The organism is Halorubrum sp. PV6, assembly GCF_003990725.2.
Lineage (GTDB): Archaea > Halobacteriota > Halobacteria > Halobacteriales > Haloferacaceae > Halorubrum.
This window is the reverse complement of record NZ_CP030064.1, coordinates 2668205-2686510: the sequence shown is the minus strand read 5'-3', so window position 1 is coordinate 2686510 and position 18306 is coordinate 2668205. Positions and strand designations below refer to the sequence as shown.

Here is an 18306-nt window from a genome sequence, read left to right as displayed (position 1 = left end):
CCGCCAAAAAAGTTCTACTAATGACACGTCTGGCGCGTTGTCGGGAGTCATATCGGAGTCTCGTGGGTATCCTCAGGGAAGCGTCACCACGACGACCACTGCAGTGATTGTGAACACGACGCAACATGCGCCCGAACGAACGCGACCGCACTCTTGCTCCACCCCCCACGTCCTTCACGGCTCGCTCCGATTTGAGATCCCTCGGCGCCCAGCCGTTTTTCTGCGATGGCGCGGCAGCCGCTCGTATGGAACTCTCGTGGGACGTCGACCGAGCGGGAGACGTGTCGCTGGTCCGTGGCCGCGTGTGCAACGAGGACGACGTTCCCCGTCGCGTCAGGGTCGAGAGCCGGTTCGACGCACCCGTGCTCCCGCCTCGGCGGGGCGGCGTGCCGGCGTCCGGCTGGGACGACTCGGGGGCGACGCTTCGGCTCGACTCGGGAGCGCACCGCCCGTTCGGCTTCGCGGTCCGGGCGCCGCCCGTCGACCCGCCTGTCGAGGTCGCCGAGGCGGTCCCGCTCGATCCGGCGGCCGACACGGAGCCGTCCGCCGTGCCGACGACCGCCGCCCTGCGACAGCTCGGGGAGCATCGCCCGCCGAGAGCCGCGGTCATCGGCGAGACCGACGAGCCGGACCGCGTCACCGACTCGGACGCTGGCGACACCGCGAACGCTGGCGACATCGCCGACGACGCTCTCGATTCGAGCGGACGGGACGAATCGAAGCGCGAACGAGGCGATCGGCCTCGGTCGCCGACCGAATCCGGCGGGTGGGCGGCCGCGGTCGACTCGCGGTTGGACGCGATCGAAGCGCGCATCGATCGGGCGGAGCGACTGACCGACGCCGACGTGGCGACCGCGACCGATGTCGTCGCCGACGCCGACGGGATCGCGGCGCTTTCGGGGCTCGACGACCGCGTCGCCGCCGACGCCGAGCGGCTCCGCGAGGTGAGCGAGCGCGCCGCGGAGCTCGCGGCGCGGGCCGAGGCGACCGACGCGCCGATCGCGGCGCTGGAGCGACTGGCGTGATCCTCGCGGTCGCCGGCGGGAAGGGCGGCGTCGGCAAGACGACGCTGGCGTACAACGTCGCCGCCGCGTGCGACGCGGTCGTCGTCGACGCCGACCTCGGCATGGCGGACCTCCCGGCGGGTCGCGGGCCCGACCTCCACGACGTGCTCGCCGGCGCGGCCGCACCCATCGAGACGCTCCGCCCCGGCCCAGTCGACATCGTGCCCTGCGGCCGAACGCTCGCCGGCGCGCGGGCGGCGGACCTCAGGCGACTCGAATCGGCCGTGACGGCGATCGAGCGCGCACGCGGGACCGTCGTCGTCGACTGCCCGGCCGGGCGACGCTCGGACGCCGGGGTCCCGCTCGCGGTCGCGGACGCGTGTCTCCTCGTCGTGTCGCCGCGGGCGTTCGCGCTCGCCGACGCGATCCGCACCCGCGAACTCGCCCGCGAACTCGACGCTGGCCTCGTCGGCTGCGCGGTCAACCGCGTCACTGCGTCGCCGCCGACCGAGGCGATCGCCGACGCCCTCGGCGCGCCGGCGTCCGTCGTCCCCGCCGATCCGCGCGTCGGGCGGTCGGTCACCGAGGAGCGACCCGTCGTGGACGCGGCGCCGGACAGCGCCGCAGCGGACGCCGTTCGGGACCTCGCGCGTCGGGTTCCCGCCGAGTGAGGGGGGCCGACCGCCTCTGTTGCCGCCCTTGCCTTCGGTCACCGGACCGCGAACTCGCGCCTTTTTACCGCTTCGTGTCCGACTCTCGGGCGATGCTTACGGCCGCTCTGCTCGTCGGCGTCGCCGTGTTGACGTTCCTGACCGTCGAGATCGGGCCGCTGTACGCGGCCGACCGGTCTCGCGAGCGTCGCGACCCGAGCGACGCCGAACGGCGTCGGCTCGACGCCCTCCGCGAGCGGGCCGGTCTCGACGTTGACCGGGTCGCGATCGCGCGCCGCGACGACGCGGACCGCGAGCGAGAGGACACTTCTGTCGAGGATGTCGGTCGCATCGAGGTGGCGGTTCGCGGCCCGCCTCGAAGGCGGGTGTTGTTCCTCTCGCCGGCCGTCCTCGACGACCTCGACGAGGAGACCGCGCTCGGGCTGCTCGCGGCCGAGGCCGGTCGCGTCGAGACGTACTACGGCGAGTTCCGTGCGCTCGCGGTCGCGGCCGTCGTCGGCGTGCTGGCGGCGATCGTCACGGCGACCGTCCCGTTCGACGCCGGATTCGCGTCGCTCGTCGCGGTCGGGCTCGCGGCCTTTTGGGCGGGGCGGCGGGTACAGTACGCGGCCGACGCTCGCGCCGGGGACGCCGTCGGCGCGGATCTGGTCGCCGACGCCTTCGAGCGCGCGGCGGCGGCTCGCGGCGTCGAGCCCGCCACCGGCGACTGGTCGACGTGGTTCGAGGTTCAGCCGCCGCTCGGCGATCGGATCGCGGCGCTGCGGGCTCGAAGCGAGTCCGCGGGAGAATAGGGGTGTGGGGTCGACGTTACTCGGGCCGAGCGACGGCGGCCATCTCGTCGACGGAGACCGCGTAGTCGCCGACCGTCAGCGAGATGTCGACGCCGGAGTCGGGGCGCGTCCCGACCATCGCGTTCAGCGCGTCCGGATCGACGTAGTCGTAGAGGACGATCCCGGTCTCGTCGGCGAGTTCGTCGGGGTCGACCCCGGCGAGTTCGGCGATCGCCTCGACGACGGCGCGGCTCGGTAATCGCTCGTCTCCACCGTGCGTGACGCGAACTGCTCTCGCACCCGGCATTTCCTCGTTCGGCCCGAACGTCGCGCTGCTCATACTAGTCTTGGGGCAATCTGTGTATATAAAGTTGTATTTTAAATTACCATTTTTGATATTTATAAGGCGCGGTACACGTCTGGCCGTTCTGCGTCGCGGGCGGCGACCGATCGGGCGCGGCTGAGGGGACGAGCGCCGCGGCCCGAGCGGTCGGGCGCGACGACACGCCCCTCGCGACGACAGCGTGCCGGAACCGTTACCAACCAGCCACACACCTATACACACAACTCGAATGCGACTCCCGGAACGACAGCTCGCGGTCCTCGAAGCCGCGAGCGCGACGGACGAACGGACGATAGACGAGATCGCGGCGGAGACGGGGCTGAAGCCGGAGACGGTCACCGGCGCCGCCTTCGACCTCCGCGACGAGGGGCTGCTCTCCGTCGACGAACGGGCCGCCGAGACCCTCGCTCTCACCGACGAGGGGCGGGGCTACGTCGACGACGACCTCCCCGAGACGCGGCTCTACCGCGCGGGCGTCGGGCTCGACGCCGACGACGCTCCCGTCTCGATGGGCCGAGTCATCGGCGAGGCCGCCCTCGACGGCCCCGAGGTCGACATCGCGCTCTCGAACTTCGCCCGGAAGGGCTTCGGCTCGATCGACTCGGGCGAACTGGCGGTCGCGTCCGACGCGGATCCAGACAGCGACCCCGAGGCGGCCGCGCTCGCGGCGCTCGCCGCCGGCGACGACCCGGCGGCCGACGACGCCACGCTCGATCAGCTCGCCTCCCGCGGGCTCGTCGACCGCGGCGAGTCGCTCACCCGGTCGGTGACGCTCACCGACGACGGCGTCGACGCGCTGATGCTCGGCGTCGAGGCGACGGAGACGGTCTCGGAGCTCACGCCGGAACTGCTCGCCAGCGGCGAGTGGCGCGACGTGGAGTTCTCCGAGTACAACGTCGAGGCCGACGCGCCCACGACACAGGGCGGCCGGAAACACGTCCTCCGCCGGACGGCCGACCGCGTGAAGGACGTGCTCGTCGGGATGGGCTTTCAGGAGATGGAGGGCCCGCACGCCGACAGCGACTTCTGGATCAACGACTGTCTGTTCATGCCGCAGGACCACCCGGCACGGACCCACTGGGACCGGTTCGCGCTGGATGTCGACCCGATGGAGGACATCCCGGACGAGCTGATCCGGCGGGTCGAGTCGGCGCACCGCGACGGCTGGGGCGACGACGGTGACGGCTACCACTCGCCGTGGTCCGAGGAGTTCGCCCGCGAGGTCGCCCTCCGCGGCCACACCACCTCGCTGTCGATGCGGTACCTCTCCGGTATCGCCGGCGCGGAACTCGAACCCCCGCAGCGCTACTTCTCCGTCGAGAAGGTGTATCGCAACGACACGTTGGACCCGACCCACCTCCTGGAGTTCTTCCAGATCGAGGGGTGGGTGATGGCCGAGGACCTGTCGGTACGCGACCTGATGGGCACCTTCGAGGAGTTCTACCGGCAGTTCGGCATCACGGACATTCGATTCAAACCGCACTACAACCCCTACACCGAGCCCTCCTTCGAGCTGTTCGGCGAACACCCGGAGACGGGCGAAGAGATCGAGATCGGGAACTCGGGTGTCTTCCGCGAGGAGGTCACCGGCCCGCTCGGCGTCGACTGCGACGTGATGGCGTGGGGGCTCGCCTTAGAGCGACTCGCGATGCTCACCACCGGCGCGGAGGATATCCGCGACCTCCACGGGACCTTGGCCGACATCGAGTTCCTGCGAGACGCGGAGGTGAGCTACTGATGCCCGTCGTCGACATCGACACCGACGAGCTGCGCGGACTCACCGGCCGCACGGACACGACCGACGAGGAGTTTAAAAAGGACCTGTTCGGGCTGGGCTTGGAGTTCGAAGGGGAGACCGACGACGGCCTCCTCCAGTTCGAGTTCGCGCCGGACCGGCTCGACCGGCTCTCGGTCGAGGGCGTCGCGCGCTCGCTCCGCTACCACTACGGCGACGACCGCGGCGTCTACGTCCCCGAGACGAACGACGCCGAGTGGACCATCGAGGTCGACGAGTCAGTCCCGGACGAGCGCCCCTACGTGACCGGCGCCGTGATCCGCGGCGTCGACCTCGACGAGGGCGCGCTCGACTCGCTGATCCAACTCCAAGAGAAACTGCACGCGACGATGGGTCGCGGTCGCGCGAAAGGCGCCATCGGCATCCACGACCTCGCGATGGTGAAGGGCGCGCCGCTCCAAGAGGGCGCGGAGCCGTCTATCTCCTACCGCGGCGTCGACCCCGACGGGGTCACCTTCGTCCCGCTCGACGCCAACGACGAGTTGACGCCGAACCAGGTACTCGACGACCACGCCACGGGCCAGACGTACGCCGACCTCGTCGAAGACCTCGACCGCTACCCCGCGATCTACGACGAGCTCGGGCTCTTTTCGTTCCCGCCCGTCATCAACGGTAAGCGCACCGAAGTGACGACGGGCTCTCGCGAACTGCTCGTCGAGCTCACCGGCACCGACCAGTGGACGATAGACCGGATGTGTTCGATCATCTGTTACGCCCTCTCCGCCCGCGGCGCGACCATCGAGGAGGTCGAGGTCAACTACACCGACGGCGCGACCGCGCCGAGCGAGTACGGGGCCGAACTGGTCCGCCCGAACCTCGACACCGACGAGAAGTCGGTGACACACGACCGCATCGAGACCCTGCTCGGGGTCGACTTCGAGCCCGAGGAGATCGTCGACTGCTTCGAACGCGCCGGTCTCGACGCCACCTACACGCTCGACGAGGACGTGACCTACGAGGTCGAGATTCCGCCGTACCGCGTCGACGTGCTCCACCCGCTCGATCTGGTCGACGACGTGGGGCGCGCCTACGGCTTCGACAACCTGGAGCCGCGCTACCCCGACGTGGGGACGGTCGGCGGGCGCCACGAGCGCTCGCGGCTGGAGGACGCGGTCCGGACGAGCCTCGTCGGTCTGGGCTTCGAGGACCTGCTGAACTTCCACATGACGAGCGGGAGAGAGAACTACGACCGCATGCACGTCGAACCGGGAACCGACGCCTTCGGCGGCGGCGAGCCGGTCGCGATCACGGAGCCGTACAGCGAGGAGTACACCCAACTCCGGACGTGGGCGCTCCCCTCGCTGCTCATGCTGCTCGAACGCAACACCCACAACGCGTACCCGCAGGACGTCGCCGAGGTCGGCTTCGCGGCCGAGCGCGACGACGCGGCGAACACGAACGTCGCCGAGCGCCGCCACGTCGCCGGCGCGGTCGCCCGGCGCGACGCCTCCTACGAGGCCGCGAAGGGGCGCCTGCAGTCGGTCTGTGACGACTTCGGCGCCGATCTGGAGACGCCGCGAACCGAACACCCCTCCTTCATCGAGGGCCGGACCGCCGCGGTCGTGATCGACGGCGAGACGGTCGGTGTCATCGGCGAGGTCGACCCCGCCGTCCTCGTCGAACACGACTTGGAAGTTCCCGTCGCCGCCTTCGAGTTCCACCTCGACGCGCTGCGCGCGTAACGCCGCCCGCAGGCGGAACTTCCGGATCGGACGATTTCACGCTGATTCAGGATCGAGAGATCCGGAACAGAAGATACTTATCGCAGTTCCCGATGCGTTTCGGTATGAACTGCGAGAAGTGCGGCAAAGAGCGCCGCGTTCGGTTCTGCGACGTCGACGGGTTCGCCTACTACCTCTGTGTGACGTGTGCCGACGAGTGGGACGCGGTGAGCAGCCATCCGGAGGCTGACGCGGAGACGCGCTCCGTCGTACAGTAGCGCTCCCCTTTTTCAGTCGATCTCCCGGCTTACGCCTCGAACCCCTCCTCCCACCGGAAGACGCCGTTTCGCTGGACGACTTCGCCGTCGACCTCCAGCCGCGAGTCGCGTTGCACGTCGGTTATCATGTCGACGTGGACCGCGCTGTCGTTGCCGGACTCGCCGTCCGGGAGGCAGGCGTCGTAGGCGCGCCCCACCGCGAGGTGAACCGTGTCGCCCATCTTCTCGTCGAAGAGGATCGAGTCGGTGAACCGATCGATGCCGCGGTTCATCCCGATGCCGAGTTCGCCGAGCCGTCGCGCGCCGGGGTCGGTGTCGAGGACGCTCGCGAGCGCGTCCTCGCCGGCGCCGGCGGCGAAATCGACGACCTCGCCGCCCTCGAAGACGAGGCGGACGTCTCGGACCCGAGTCGCGTCGATCGTCATCGGCACGTCGAAAAACGCCGTTCCCTCGGTGTCGTAGGGGGCGGTGAACACCTCGCCGGAGGGCAGGTTGTGCGAGTCGTACGCGACCGACGCGGCGGAGTTGACCGCGGTGCGACCCGCGATCGACATCCGAACGTCGGTGTCGGGGGCGTCGTCGCGTTCGGTGACGATCCGGACCTCGTCGCCCTCGTCGAGGACCGTCTTCATCCGCGCCATCTCGTCGGCGAGCGCCTCCCAGTCGCGGAGGACCGCGTCGTAGACGAACTCCCGGTACTCCTCGTAGGCCATCCCCGCCTGCTGGGCGAGCGAGCGCGTGGGGTGGACCGTCGACACCCAGTCGGTGTCCATCCGGGCCTCGCGGACGGGCTGTCTCGCCTTCGCGTACGCCTGCCGGGTCTCGCTCGACACGTCCGCGGTCGCGGTGGTGTTGCGCCCGCCGCCGATCCGGAGGTAGACGTCGGCGGCGTCGAAGATTGCGCGGTCGACGGCCGGGTCGTCGTCGAACTCGGGGCCGTCCTCGCCGTCCGCGGCCTCGGCGCCTTTTAAATACGCTCGCGAGAGCTCGGCCGACCCGTACAGCGGCGTCACGGTCGCGCCGCGCTCGCCGAGCGCCTCGGCGACCGCGACGCCCAGCTCGTGGGCGTCCTCGGCGACGCTTACGACGACGTCGTCTCCGGGTTCGACCCGCGCGCTCCAATCGACGAGCAGTTCGGCGTGTTCGCGTACGCGTTCGTCCATACCGGGGCGTTCGCCCGCCGAATACAAAGGCGTCTCCGTCGACTCGCCCCGCCGGGACGTCGCCCGTCGCCGTCAGCAGCGAAACCTGCCCCGGTGCCGGTCGCTTATGTGCGCGCACCCGAACAGATAGGCATGACCGAGGAGTCACCCGCGGACAGACGCTCTCCCGTCGGCGAACCGGTGGTCCGGTCCGACCCGGCGGTGACGGGCGACCGAGCCGCCGAAGCGGTCGGGTTCGACCCCGACGACCCCGACAGCGTCGCCGAGGCGGCCGAGACGGTCGCGCGCTTCGCGGCCGGCGACGTCGGCGACGACGACCACGTGTTGATGCTCCGGGGAGCCGCCGCCTGCGCCGCGCTCGTTCGCGGCGTCGGATCGTATAAATCCGCCGCCGAACGCGCCGGCGACGATGTTTCGGTGGCCTTCATCCGGAAGTGGGCGCGCGTCCACGACCTCCCGCAGGCGATCCGCCGGCAGGTCGCGAGCGGGCAGATCGCGCCCAGCACGGCGAAACACGTCGCGCGCCTCGGCGGCACCGACCGCTACCTGTTGGCGTGGGCGGCCATCGACGGCGACCTCACGGTCCGGGAGGTGCGCGCCATCGCTTCGGCGGTCAACGACGGGAGCGACGTGGCGACCGCGGTCGCCGAAGCCGGCGTCGAACTGGGCCACGTCGGCCTCACGCTCCCGCGTGACACGTACGTCGAACTCAGACGCCGCGCCTCGAACCAGACCACGGCCCCCGGCGACATCGTCGCCGACGCGCTCGCCGACTACTTCGCGTCGACGCCCGAGTGATCGGTCGCGAACGCACCGACCGTCGCCGCGAGCGCCTCTCGCCCGCGCTCGACTTCCTCCCACACGATCGTCTCGTCCGGGTAGTGCGCCTCCGTTATCGTCCCCGGTCCGAGCAGGACCGTCGGGATGCCGGCCGCGACGTAGTGCCTGGAGTCGGCCCCGTAGGTCGCTCCGGTCGGCTCCGGGTCGGGGAGCCCGACCGCGGTGAGCCCCGCCCGCGCCGCCTCGACTATCGGCTCGTCGACGGCAATCTCCGCCGGCTCGAACTGCACCGAGAAGCGCTCGAACGTCGGCGGGTGCTCGCGGAGCCACGGGTCGTCGTCGGCCACCTCGCGTAACCGCTCGCGGAACGTCGCCTCCACCTCACTCACCGTCTCGCCGGGCGCCACGCCGATCCGGAACTCGGCGGACAGCGTCGACGGGACCGTCGAGGCCCACGACCCGGCCTCGACGCGTCCGCAGACGACGGGCCACGGGACCGGGAACTCGCCGAACAGGGAGTGATCGACCGTCTCGCCGCGTTCGGTCTCCAGGTCGGCGAACGCCTCCCGGATCGCCTCGAACCGCGGGAGCACGTCCTCGCCCCGCCACCGCGTCGCTGCGTGGGCGCTCCGCCCGGTCAGCTCCAGCCGCGCCATCAGCGACCCCTCGCAGGCGACCACGGGGCGCAACTCCGTCGGCTCCGCGACGACGACGGCGTCGCGCTCGAAGGGGTAGGGGTTCGCGAGCGCCGCGGTCGCGGCGCCGTACCCGCCGTCCTCCTCGCCGGCGACGGCTTCGACGACGACCCGGAGCCCGGCCGACGGGAGGTCGAGGTCGCCCGCCGCGACCGACTCGCGCAGGTCGACGGCCGCGCCGACGCACGCCGCCACCCCCGACTTCATGTCCGCGGCGCCGCGGGCGGTGAGGGTCTCGCGGCCGTCCTCGTCGGTCCCCCACGCCGGCTCGAAGGGGTCGCTCGACCACTCGGCGGGCTCGGCCGGCACCACGTCGATGTGGCCGTTTAAAACGATGGTGGGGACGTCGTCGCTCGCGTCGTCTCCGGTCGGGCCGTCGCCGTCTGCGCCGCCCGCGTCGCCGTCGCCGCCCAGCGTGAGGACGCCGGCGACGCTCCGTCGCCCCGCGAGCGCCGCCTCGTCGAGGTCGTCCGGGAAGGAGGAGTGGTCGGCGAGCAGGTCCGGGTCGGCGTCCCACGTGTACGTCTCGAACCCCAGCGCGTCGAGTTCGCGTTCGACGAACTCGGCGACGGCGGCCTCCTCGCCGGCCGTGGAGGCGAACCGGCAGCAGTCGGCGGCGAACGCGCGCATGTCGAAGTCCATGCCCGCGCCGACGGCGGCCCCCCGGAAACCGTTTCGGATCGGGGCGACGCGCCTCCCGCGGGCGGTTTCTAAACGTTTATCCGTGGTCTGTCCCTACGACGAATCGTCTGGGCCGGTAGCTCAGTTAGGGAGAGCGTCCGGCTTTTAACCGGACGGTCGGGGGTTCGAATCCCTCCCGGCCCGCTGTACCGCCGCGAGCAATATCGCGAGCGGCGGTGCTGTGCCGAGGGAGGGTTCGAATCAGGGAACGGAGCGAAGCGAAGTGACCGTGGTTCGAATCCCTCCCGGCCCGTTTTCCTGCGACCGACGAGAGCAGTGAAAACGCTAGAGAGATTCGAAGAGGCCAGTCGCGCGCAGTGAGCGCAGCGAACGAGCACGTCTGGACGTGGTCCGAATCCCTCCCGCCCCGTACTTCTCGCCGCGAGCATCTCGCGGGCAGCGGCTCACTGTCGTCGAAACCGGGGAAAGAAAGTCGGAGGCGTCGCCGCAGCGGAACGGCTCAGTACCCGAGCTGTTCGCGCACGAGAACGACCGTCGTCCGGCCCTCCTCGGTCTCGCGCCGGTAGACGAGCTGTTTGGCGATCGCCGACTCGACGCCGTACGCCTCCTGTGCGCGCTCGTTTTCCAGCGGGTACGCGACCGACTCCAGCCGGTCGAAGGCGTCCGAGAGCGTCGGGACGATCTTGTTCGTCCCGGTGACGATCACCACGTTGCCGGCGGCGAACGGGTACGCCCCGATCCGGCTCCCGGAGAGGTCGGCGGCGACGAGTTCGCCCGTCTGTGCGACCGCGTTAATACCGCCGAGGAAGTAGTCGGCCGTCTGCGACTCCCGGCGTGCGGTCTGTCGCTCGGCGTCGTCGTCGATACTCCAGATCTGGTCGGGGAGGCTCTCCCACTCGTGGTCGCCCTCGCTCAGGAACTCGTCGAAGCCGATCTCTTCGAGCGTCGTCGAGTGCCCGTTCATCACGGAGACGCCCGCGGGGATCTGTGACCGGACCGCGTCGAGCGCCTCGTCGGCGTCGTCGACGACGACCACGTCGAAGCCGCGCTCCTCTAGGTTCGCGACGGTCTCTGCGACGGTCTCGTCGTCGGGAAGCTCGTCCAGTTCCGCGTCGATCTCGGTGTCGTCTGCGTAGTCGGCCTTCTGCTGTGGCATGGTGAACGTGAAAACCTCGTCAACAAGTAGAGGTCCGGGAGCCACTTAATCGCTCGCGGACGCCGCCGTCCGGTGGTTACGCGGGTGTTACCCGCGCGTCGCGCGAGCCGGCCGTGTGGGTTGATACCGTTGTCCGTGGCGGGGCGACGAGCGTGTCGCTCCGCGAGCGAGGCGTCGATAAAATTGTGTGTCGTCGAGGCCCGAAAGGGGCGCCCGACGGTCGGTCGGCGGGTCGGTTCAGCGAAGCGACTGCGGTTAGGGGTGGGTGTGTGTCCTATCGGACGTTCACATCGCACCGCCCATGCCGCCCATGCCGCCCATGCCGCCCATGCCGCCGGGCGCGCCGCCGGGGCCGCCCTCGTCGCCGCCGTCGTCGGAGCCGCCGCCCTTGAGGTCGCCGGCCGCGATGACGTCGTCGATGCGCAGGATCATGACGGCCGCCTCGGTGGCGGACTCGATGGCCTGGGTCTTGACGCGGAGCGGCTCCACGACGCCCTCGGCCTCCATGTCGATCACGTCGCCCGTGTAGGCGTCGAGACCGGCGCCGAACTCGCCGCCGTCGTGGCGGGAGCGGAGGTCGACGAGCGAGTCGATGGGGTCGAGCCCGGCGTTCTCGGCGAGGGTGCGCGGGACGACTTCCAGCGCGTCGGCGAACGCCTCGACTGCGAGCTGCTCGCGGCCGCCGACGGAGTCGGCGAAGTCGCGGAGTTGCAGCGCGAGCTCGGCCTCGGGAGCGCCGCCGCCGGGCAGGACCTGCCCGTCGAGCAGCGTCGTGCGGACGACGCCGAGCGAGTCCTCGATGGCGCGCTCGACTTCGTCGACGACGTGTTCGGTGCCGCCGCGGAGGATGAGGGTGACGGACTTCGCCTCTTCGACGTCCTCGACGAAGATGCGCTCGTCGCCGCCGATGTCCTTCTGGGCGACGGAGCCGGCGAAGCCGAGGTCGTCCGACTCGATGTCGTCGAGGTTGGAGACGACGCGGCCGCCCGTCGCGCGGGCGAGGCGTTTGAGGTCGCCGGACTTCGCGCGGCGGACGGCGAGGATGCCCTCCTGCGCGAGGTAGTGCTGGGCCATGTCGTCGATGCCGTCACCGACGAAGACGACGTCGGCGTCGATGTCGACGAGGTGGTCGACCATCTCGCGGAGCTGCGCTTCCTCCTGGTCGAGGAACTGCTGGAGCTGGTCGGGGTCGGTGACGTTGACCTCGGCGTCGATCTCCGTCTCCTTGACTTCGATGGCGCCGTCGAACAGGGCCACGTTCGCGTCCTCGACGGCGAAGGGCATGTTCTCGTCGACGCGCTCTTTGTCGACGATGACGCCCTCGACGAGCTCGGACTGGTCGATCGAGCTGCCGACGACCTTCTCGACGGAGACGTTCTCCGTGTCGATGCCGTCGTCGTCCTGCACCGCGATGACCGCGTCGACGACGAGCTCAGCGAGGAGGTCCTTGGAGTTCTCTGCGCCCTTGCCGGTCATCGCCGTCTCGGCGATCTCGACGAGCGTGTCGCGGTCGTCCGAGGAGACCTCGATGGCCTCCTCTTCGAGAATCTCCTTGGCCTTCTCGGCGGCCTGACGGTACCCCTGTGCGAGGGTCGTCGCGTGGATGTCCTGATCGAGCAGCTCCTCGGCCTGATCGAGCAGCTCACCGGCGACCACGACCGCGGAGGTGGTGCCGTCGCCGACTTCCTCCTCCTGCGTCTCGCTGACCTCGACGATCATGTTGGCCGCCGGGTGGTCGATGTCCATCTCCTTCAGAATCGTGACGCCGTCGTTCGTGACGACGACCGACCCGCCGGAGTCGACGAGCATCTTGTCCATCCCTTTCGGGCCGAGCGTGGTGCGGACGGACTCCGCGACCGCCTTGCCGGCCGTGATGTTCATGTTCTGAGCGTCCTTTCCGGATGTTCGCTGCGACTCCTCGGAAAGTACGATCATGGGCTGATTGCCCATCCGCTGGCGCTGTGACATTACAGCCATTGATTGTTTGTGATTCTATATAAACCCTTTGCTTACTGCGTGAGAAACCGCAACACGGTGGGTGGGAGACGGCCGGTGTGGGCCACGTTCACACGGCCATTTATATAGTACCGCAGATCGACCGCTGGGAGACGGAGTTCGGCTCGGAAAAACGGGGTACGTCGGCTCGCAGACCGGGTGAAACGGCGATACGCTCCCGTCGTCGACGTCGGCGGTCCTTACTGGGGCGCGTTGAAGCTCACGTCGTCGTCGAGCTCGTTCGACATGCGCTCTAAGTACGAGTACACCGCGCCGTGCGGGGCGCCGTCGAGCAGCATCCCGACCGCCCGGCGGACCACTTCGAGCTCTTCGGGCTGGCCGACGGCGCCGACGGTCGACCCGTAAACGACGACGTTCGCGCCCGACAGCTCTTCGAGGAGTTCGCGGGTCCGACCGTTCTCGCCGATGATCCGGCCCTTCTTGCGCTGGAGGTCGTTGTCGTTGCGAGTGTGTTCGGACAGGTCGATCAGATCGAGCGTCCGGAGGTCGTGGTCGAGGATCGACAGCGCGGTCTCCGGTTTAAATCCGCGGCCGATCGCTTTGATCACGTCCGGGGCCACCATCGCCGCTACCGGGTCGTCGCGCTCCTCGATGGCGACGCTGCCCGACTCCGAGTCGATGTCGAGCCGGACGTTCGCCCGCTCCTCTATCTCTCGCATCGTCTCACCGCCGGCGCCGATGACGACGCCGATCCGGTCCTGCGGAACCGTCACGTGTTGCATACGAACCGATACCCGGCCGAGCCTTTTAAACGTGTTCCGCTGCGGGCGGTGTGTGGCCGCGTGACGGTGTCTCCGGCCGCTTGAGGGCGTCGGGTCCGAGACCTACTCGTCGGCGTTCGCCGATTCCGACTCGCCGCCCGCGTCCGACTCGCCGCCCGCGTCCGGCTCGCCGCTCGGATCTGGCTCCGGTTCCGTCACGTACGCGCGGAGGTCGTCGGGGTCCACGTCGATCCCCTCGCGGGTGAAAAACGCCGCCACGTTCTTGCAGTCGCGCTGGAGGAACTCCCCGGCGTTCGGGTGGTGAACCGTCACGGCCTGTCCCAAGTCGATGATCACCAACTCGCCGTCGTGGATGATCATGTTGTACTCCGATAAGTCGCCGTGGATCAGGCCGGCGCCGTAGAGCCGGCGCATGTACTCGCGGACGACCTCGTAGGCCGTCTCCGGGTTCTCCACGTCGACCTCGTTCAGCCGACGAGCGCGCTCGTCGGCGTGCCCCACGAGCTCCATCACGAGGACATTCCGCTGGACCGCGATCGGCTCGGGCACGCGCACGCCGGCCTTGCGCGCCCGCTTGAGGTTCGCGAACTCCTTGCGGGTCCACGCCAACACGACCGCCTTCTTGTCGCTCGCGATGCCCTCGAAGCGCGGGTCGCCCTCCAGGTAATCGCGCATCTGCCGGAAGTTCGAGGAGTTGATCCGATACACCTTCACCGCGACCTCGCGCTCCGGCGTGACGCCCTCTGGCCCGCCGCCGGCCGCCGCCGACCCCGGCTCCGGTCGCTCGCCGGCCTGCCCGCCGAGCGCCTCGAAGACGCTCGCCTCCTTCCCCGTCGACACCGGGCCGCCGAAGGCGTCGACGTAGCCGTCCTGGACGAGTTTATAAACGGCCGCCAGCGTGGCGTCGTCGAACACCGACTCCTGGAGTTTGAACTGCTCGGTGTCTTTGATCCGCTTGCGGAACTCGTCGAACTCCCGGTCCTGTCGGCGGGCGATCCGGTCCGCCTCCGTGTCGGAGACGTCCAGCTGTTCCCACTCGTCGCCGGGCTGCTCGTCGGGCTCTAGCAGGACGAACTCCTCGCTCATTCACCCCGACGTTCGGGGGCGCGCGGCTTAAGGGGGCGGGTCCGACGCCGGCGCGGCTCCCGCGGCCGTCACAGCACGTCCATCGCGTCCTCGACCGGCATGTGCCCGTCGCGGACCGCTTCGAGGATCTCCCGGCGCTCCGCCGCCTCGGGGTCGGCGGTGTCGTCGTCGTCATTCGCGCGCCGCCCGGCCTCGGCGAGCGTCACCTTCTCCGTCTCGCCGACGAACTCGGCGAAGTCGGTGCCGTCCGCCAGCGCTTTCTCCTTTTTCACCCGGTACGACCCGGCGTCGGTGGTGTACAGGTCGCCGGGGTGGAAGAAGTACCAGTCCTCGCGGTCGAACCGGACCGCGATCCGCGCCTTCGCGCCGAAGTTCTGGGCGAAGAAGAGCAGCGCCTCCACCTCCTCGCCGGTGAGGTATATCGGGTCGCCGGCGCTCGATTTCGCCTCGATGGCGTAGAACGTCTCGCCGTCGCCCGCGAGCACGTCCGGGAGCTCCCGCTCGGTCGCGGCGCCGCTCGCCGGCGCGCGCATCACGGCGAACCCGGCCTCGTCTAAGGCGTTCACCAGCTCGCGCTCGCGGCGGTCGCCCTTTCGGTTAGCGGCCACGGTCGTCGTCACCCGGTTCGGTCATGGGCTCCGTAGACGTGAGTCGGGCAAAAGGGCGACGGGTCGCGCTCACCCGCGCAGGCGCCACCACAGCGATCGGAGCCGGTAGCCGAGCGAGTTCCGTTCGTACCCGTTCCACCCGCTCATTCCGCCCGCGAGCGTCGACGCCTCGTAGCCCGCCTCCTCGAAGACGCGGGTCGCCCGCTTTGCGACGATACCCATCTTGCAGACGGTGACTATCTCTCGGTCGTCCGGCACCTCGTCGAGCCGCTCTCGGAGGGTCGTCTCGTCGCCGCTCCGGAGGTCGTCGTACACGGGCACGTTTCGGCTCGCGCCGATCGCCCCGCTCTCGTAGTCCGACTCGGGCCGGATGTCGACGACGATCGGCTCGTCGTCGGTGCCGAGGCGCTCGGCCAACTCGTCTGGGAGCACGCGACTCATTGGTACGACGTTGGTCTCGCGGGGGAAACCCCTGCCGCTCGCGGCCGCACCGACACCCCGTATCAGTCGGTCCTGTGCGCTCGCTCGCGGCACGTCCCCGGCCCCGCAACGTTCGCGTGCGGCACCGGGCATTATTGTCCCCGCCGCCGAGGTGCCGATATGGACGAGATATCCTTCGGCACGGACGGGTGGCGCGCGACGCTCGACACCTTCACCGACGACCGCGTGCGGATCGTGGGGCAGGCGGTCGCCGACCACCTCGCGGCGGCGGGCCACGACGACCCGGTCGCGGTCGGCTACGACGCCCGCGAGACCTCGGAGGGGTTCGCCGAGAGCCTCGCCGAGGTGTTCGCCGGCAACGGCTTCGACGTGATTCTCCCCGAGCGCGACGCGCCGACGCCCGTCATCGCGCACGCCATCGTCGAGCGCGGGCTCGCCGGCGCCTGCATGGTCACCGCCTCGCACAACCCGCCGGAGTACAACGGCGTGAAGTTCATCCCGAGCGACGGCGCGCCAGCCCTCCCGGACGTGACTGAGGACGTGGTCGGCCGCCTCGCGGAGCCCGACCTGCTCCCCGAAGCCGAGCGCGGCGACATCTCCCGCGTCGACCTCGTGAGCGACCACGCCGATGCGGCCCGCGAGGTCGTCGGCGGCGCGACCGGCGGCGCGGGCGTCGATCTGGAGGGGCTCACGGTCGCGTACGACGCGATGCACGGAAGCGGGCGCGGCGTCACCGACGCCCTCCTCGAGTCGGCCGGGGCGGAGGTCGTCCGCCTGCGCTGTGACCGGGACGTGACCTTCGGCGGCGACTCACCGGAGCCGTCGGCCGAACACCTCGAAGAACTGGCAGAGCGCGTCACCGACCCCGAAAGCGACGTCGATCTGGGGGTCGCCAACGACGGCGACGCCGACCGGATCGCGGTCGTCACGCCCGAACGCGGCGTGTTGGACGCCAACCTCTTTTATGCCGCCTGCTACGACCGGCTCTTGGAGTTCGACTCCGGCCCGGCCGTTCGCACCGTCTCGACGACGTTCCTCATCGATCGGATCGCGGAGGCGCACGGCGAGGCGGTGTACGAGACTCCTGTCGGATTTAAATGGGTCGCCGAGGCGATGGGCGAACACGACGCGCTGTTCGGCGGCGAGGAGTCGGGCGGGTTCACGCTCCGCGGCCACGTCCGGGAGAAGGACGGCGTGTTGATGGCGCTGCTCGCGGCCGCGGCCGAGGCCGCGGAACCGTTCGACGACCGCGTTGACCGGCTGGTCGACGAGCACGGACAGGTCGCGGCCGGGAAGGTGTCGCTCGACTGCCCCGACGACCGGAAGGCCGGCGTCCTCGAAGAGCTGGACGACCACATCCCCGAGTCGGTGTCGGGCCACGCCGTCGCGAAGGTCGTCACCCTCGACGGGTTCAAACTCCTCTTGGAGAACGGGTCGTGGCTGCTCGTCCGCCCCTCGGGCACCGAGCCGAAGCTCCGGGTGTACGCCGAGGCCGACAGCGACGAGGCGGTCGACGAACTGCTGGCCGACGGCCGCGACATCGTCGAGCCGCTCATCTGAACGCTCGGCCCCGAGAGCGGCCCGATCCGCCGGTAGGATCGCTCCCGCGATCCCCCGTTTGATCCGGTCGCCGTGCGCGCTCCCGCGGCCGGTGCGATCGGGTGCCTTTTTAGGTGATACCGCCCTAGCCGAACGTATATGTTCAAGGCCATCGTGGGCGCGTCGACGCTACAGGACGCGCTCGACTCGGTGAGCGTGTTGGTCGACGAGTGTAAGATCCGACTGAACGACGAGGAGTTCTCCATCCGGGCCGTCGACCCCGCCAACGTCGGCATGGTCGATCTCACGCTCGAAGCCGCCGCGTTCGAGTCCTACGAGGCCGACGGCGGCGTCATCGGTGTCAACCTCGCCCGCCTCGAAGACATCGCCGGCATGGCCAACTCCGGCGACCTGATCCACCTCGAACTCGACGAGGAGACCCGCAAACTCCACATCGAGATCGACGGGCTCTCCTACACCCTCGCGCTTATCGACCCCGACTCCATCCGGCAGGAGCCGGACATCCCGGACCTCGATCTCGCCTCCGAGATCGTCGTCGAGGGCGCGCAGATCGACCGCGGGATCAAGGCCGCCGACATGGTCTCTGACCACATCCGCCTCCGCGTCGACGAGAGCGACGAGGCGTTCTTCATCGAGGCCGAGGGCGACACCGACGACGTCGACCTGCGGCTCGCCCGCGAGGACCTCATCGCGCTCACCGCCGGCCCCGCCGACTCGCTTTTCAGCCTCGATTACCTGAAAGACATGAACAAGGCGATCCCCTCCGACGCCGAGGTCACCATCGAACTCGGCGAGGAGTTCCCCGTCAAGCTCCACTACGGCTTCGCCGAGGGGCTCGGAAACGTGACCTTCATGCTCGCGCCTCGTATCCAGAGCGACTGAAAGACCGAACTCGATCGCTGTTGAACCGCTGCG

General features: G+C 69.7%; 18 protein-coding genes and 1 tRNA gene. 10 read left to right on the top strand and 9 right to left on the bottom strand.

Going from position 1 to position 18306, the window contains the following annotated elements:
• The first annotated feature begins 245 nt into the window (after positions 1–245).
• The 3 genes from DOS48_RS27425 to DOS48_RS27415 all read left to right on the top strand — a co-directional run bounded on the left by DOS48_RS27425 (position 246) and on the right by DOS48_RS27415 (position 2466).
• A complete protein-coding gene (locus DOS48_RS27425) occupies positions 246–1025 on the top strand; it encodes a hypothetical protein (RefSeq protein WP_127118747.1) in 780 nt (259 codons plus the stop codon).
• Positions 1022–1675, top strand: a complete 654-nt coding sequence (locus tag DOS48_RS27420) for a chromosome partitioning protein ParA (RefSeq protein WP_127118746.1) — start codon at positions 1022–1024, stop codon at positions 1673–1675. Before DOS48_RS27425 ends, DOS48_RS27420 begins: the two co-directional genes overlap by 4 nt.
• 92 nt (positions 1676–1767) lie before the next feature.
• Positions 1768–2466: a peptidase gene (locus DOS48_RS27415; protein ID WP_127118745.1), complete on the top strand. Its 699-nt coding sequence runs from the start codon at positions 1768–1770 to the stop codon at positions 2464–2466.
• A 16-nt stretch (positions 2467–2482) separates the two neighbouring features.
• On the opposite strand, the gene DOS48_RS27410 is transcribed toward DOS48_RS27415, so the two are convergent.
• The gene (locus DOS48_RS27410) at positions 2483–2785 is read right to left on the bottom strand and encodes a HalOD1 output domain-containing protein (RefSeq protein ID WP_127118744.1); all 303 of its coding nucleotides are present in this window, start codon (positions 2783–2785) and stop codon (positions 2483–2485) included.
• Positions 2786–3017: 232 nt separating this feature from the next.
• On the opposite strand from DOS48_RS27410, the gene DOS48_RS27405 reads away from it, so the two are divergent.
• The 3 genes from DOS48_RS27405 to DOS48_RS27395 all read left to right on the top strand — a co-directional run bounded on the left by DOS48_RS27405 (position 3018) and on the right by DOS48_RS27395 (position 6522).
• The gene (locus DOS48_RS27405) at positions 3018–4526 is read left to right on the top strand and encodes a phenylalanine--tRNA ligase subunit alpha (RefSeq protein ID WP_127118743.1); all 1509 of its coding nucleotides are present in this window, start codon (positions 3018–3020) and stop codon (positions 4524–4526) included.
• Positions 4526–6265 (top strand): phenylalanine--tRNA ligase subunit beta, encoded by a 1740-nt coding sequence (gene pheT, locus DOS48_RS27400; protein ID WP_127118742.1) that lies wholly within the window; start codon positions 4526–4528, stop codon positions 6263–6265. The genes DOS48_RS27405 and pheT overlap by 1 nt, the downstream gene beginning before the upstream one ends.
• Before the next feature lie 104 nt (positions 6266–6369).
• A complete protein-coding gene (locus DOS48_RS27395; protein ID WP_158283849.1) occupies positions 6370–6522 on the top strand; it encodes a hypothetical protein in 153 nt (50 codons plus the stop codon).
• A 29-nt stretch (positions 6523–6551) separates the two neighbouring features.
• On the opposite strand, the gene DOS48_RS27390 is transcribed toward DOS48_RS27395, so the two are convergent.
• The gene (locus DOS48_RS27390; RefSeq protein ID WP_127118741.1) at positions 6552–7685 is read right to left on the bottom strand and encodes an aminopeptidase; all 1134 of its coding nucleotides are present in this window, start codon (positions 7683–7685) and stop codon (positions 6552–6554) included.
• Between the two features lie 132 nt (positions 7686–7817).
• Here DOS48_RS27390 and DOS48_RS27385 point away from each other — a divergent pair, with 132 nt between their 5' ends.
• Positions 7818–8483: a hypothetical protein gene (locus tag DOS48_RS27385; RefSeq protein ID WP_127118740.1), complete on the top strand. Its 666-nt coding sequence runs from the start codon at positions 7818–7820 to the stop codon at positions 8481–8483.
• Here the strand turns inward: DOS48_RS27385 and DOS48_RS27380 are convergent.
• A complete protein-coding gene (locus DOS48_RS27380; RefSeq protein ID WP_127118739.1) occupies positions 8459–9802 on the bottom strand; it encodes a M20 family metallopeptidase in 1344 nt (447 codons plus the stop codon). The two genes, DOS48_RS27385 and DOS48_RS27380, sit on opposite strands and share 25 nt — an antisense overlap.
• A 109-nt stretch (positions 9803–9911) precedes the next feature.
• On the opposite strand from DOS48_RS27380, the gene DOS48_RS27375 reads away from it, so the two are divergent.
• A tRNA-Lys gene (locus tag DOS48_RS27375) sits at positions 9912–9985 on the top strand.
• A gap of 316 nt (positions 9986–10301) precedes the next feature.
• Here the strand turns inward: DOS48_RS27375 and DOS48_RS27370 are convergent.
• The 6 genes from DOS48_RS27370 to DOS48_RS27345 form a co-directional block, all read right to left on the bottom strand.
• Complete coding sequence (locus DOS48_RS27370; protein ID WP_127118738.1) at positions 10302–10958, bottom strand: lactate utilization protein; 657 nt, start codon at positions 10956–10958, stop codon at positions 10302–10304.
• A gap of 285 nt (positions 10959–11243) precedes the next feature.
• A complete protein-coding gene (gene thsA, locus DOS48_RS27365; RefSeq protein WP_127118920.1) occupies positions 11244–12893 on the bottom strand; it encodes a thermosome subunit alpha in 1650 nt (549 codons plus the stop codon).
• A gap of 260 nt (positions 12894–13153) precedes the next feature.
• Entirely contained in the window at positions 13154–13696 is a 543-nt protein-coding gene (locus DOS48_RS27360; protein ID WP_099255094.1) for a KH domain-containing protein, read from the bottom strand.
• Between the two features lie 102 nt (positions 13697–13798).
• A complete protein-coding gene (rio1, locus tag DOS48_RS27355) occupies positions 13799–14782 on the bottom strand; it encodes a serine/threonine-protein kinase Rio1 (protein ID WP_127118737.1) in 984 nt (327 codons plus the stop codon).
• 68 nt (positions 14783–14850) lie between these two features.
• Positions 14851–15402, bottom strand: a complete 552-nt coding sequence (hjc, locus tag DOS48_RS27350; protein ID WP_127118736.1) for a Holliday junction resolvase Hjc — start codon at positions 15400–15402, stop codon at positions 14851–14853.
• 57 nt (positions 15403–15459) lie between these two features.
• Positions 15460–15831, bottom strand: a complete 372-nt coding sequence (locus DOS48_RS27345; RefSeq protein ID WP_127118735.1) for a rhodanese-like domain-containing protein — start codon at positions 15829–15831, stop codon at positions 15460–15462.
• Between the two features lie 159 nt (positions 15832–15990).
• Here DOS48_RS27345 and DOS48_RS27340 point away from each other — a divergent pair, with 159 nt between their 5' ends.
• Both DOS48_RS27340 and DOS48_RS27335 read left to right on the top strand, forming a co-directional pair.
• Entirely contained in the window at positions 15991–17391 is a 1401-nt protein-coding gene (locus DOS48_RS27340; RefSeq protein WP_127118734.1) for a phosphoglucomutase/phosphomannomutase family protein, read from the top strand.
• A gap of 138 nt (positions 17392–17529) precedes the next feature.
• The gene (locus DOS48_RS27335; RefSeq protein ID WP_127118733.1) at positions 17530–18273 is read left to right on the top strand and encodes a DNA polymerase sliding clamp; all 744 of its coding nucleotides are present in this window, start codon (positions 17530–17532) and stop codon (positions 18271–18273) included.
• Positions 18274–18306 lie beyond the last annotated feature (33 nt).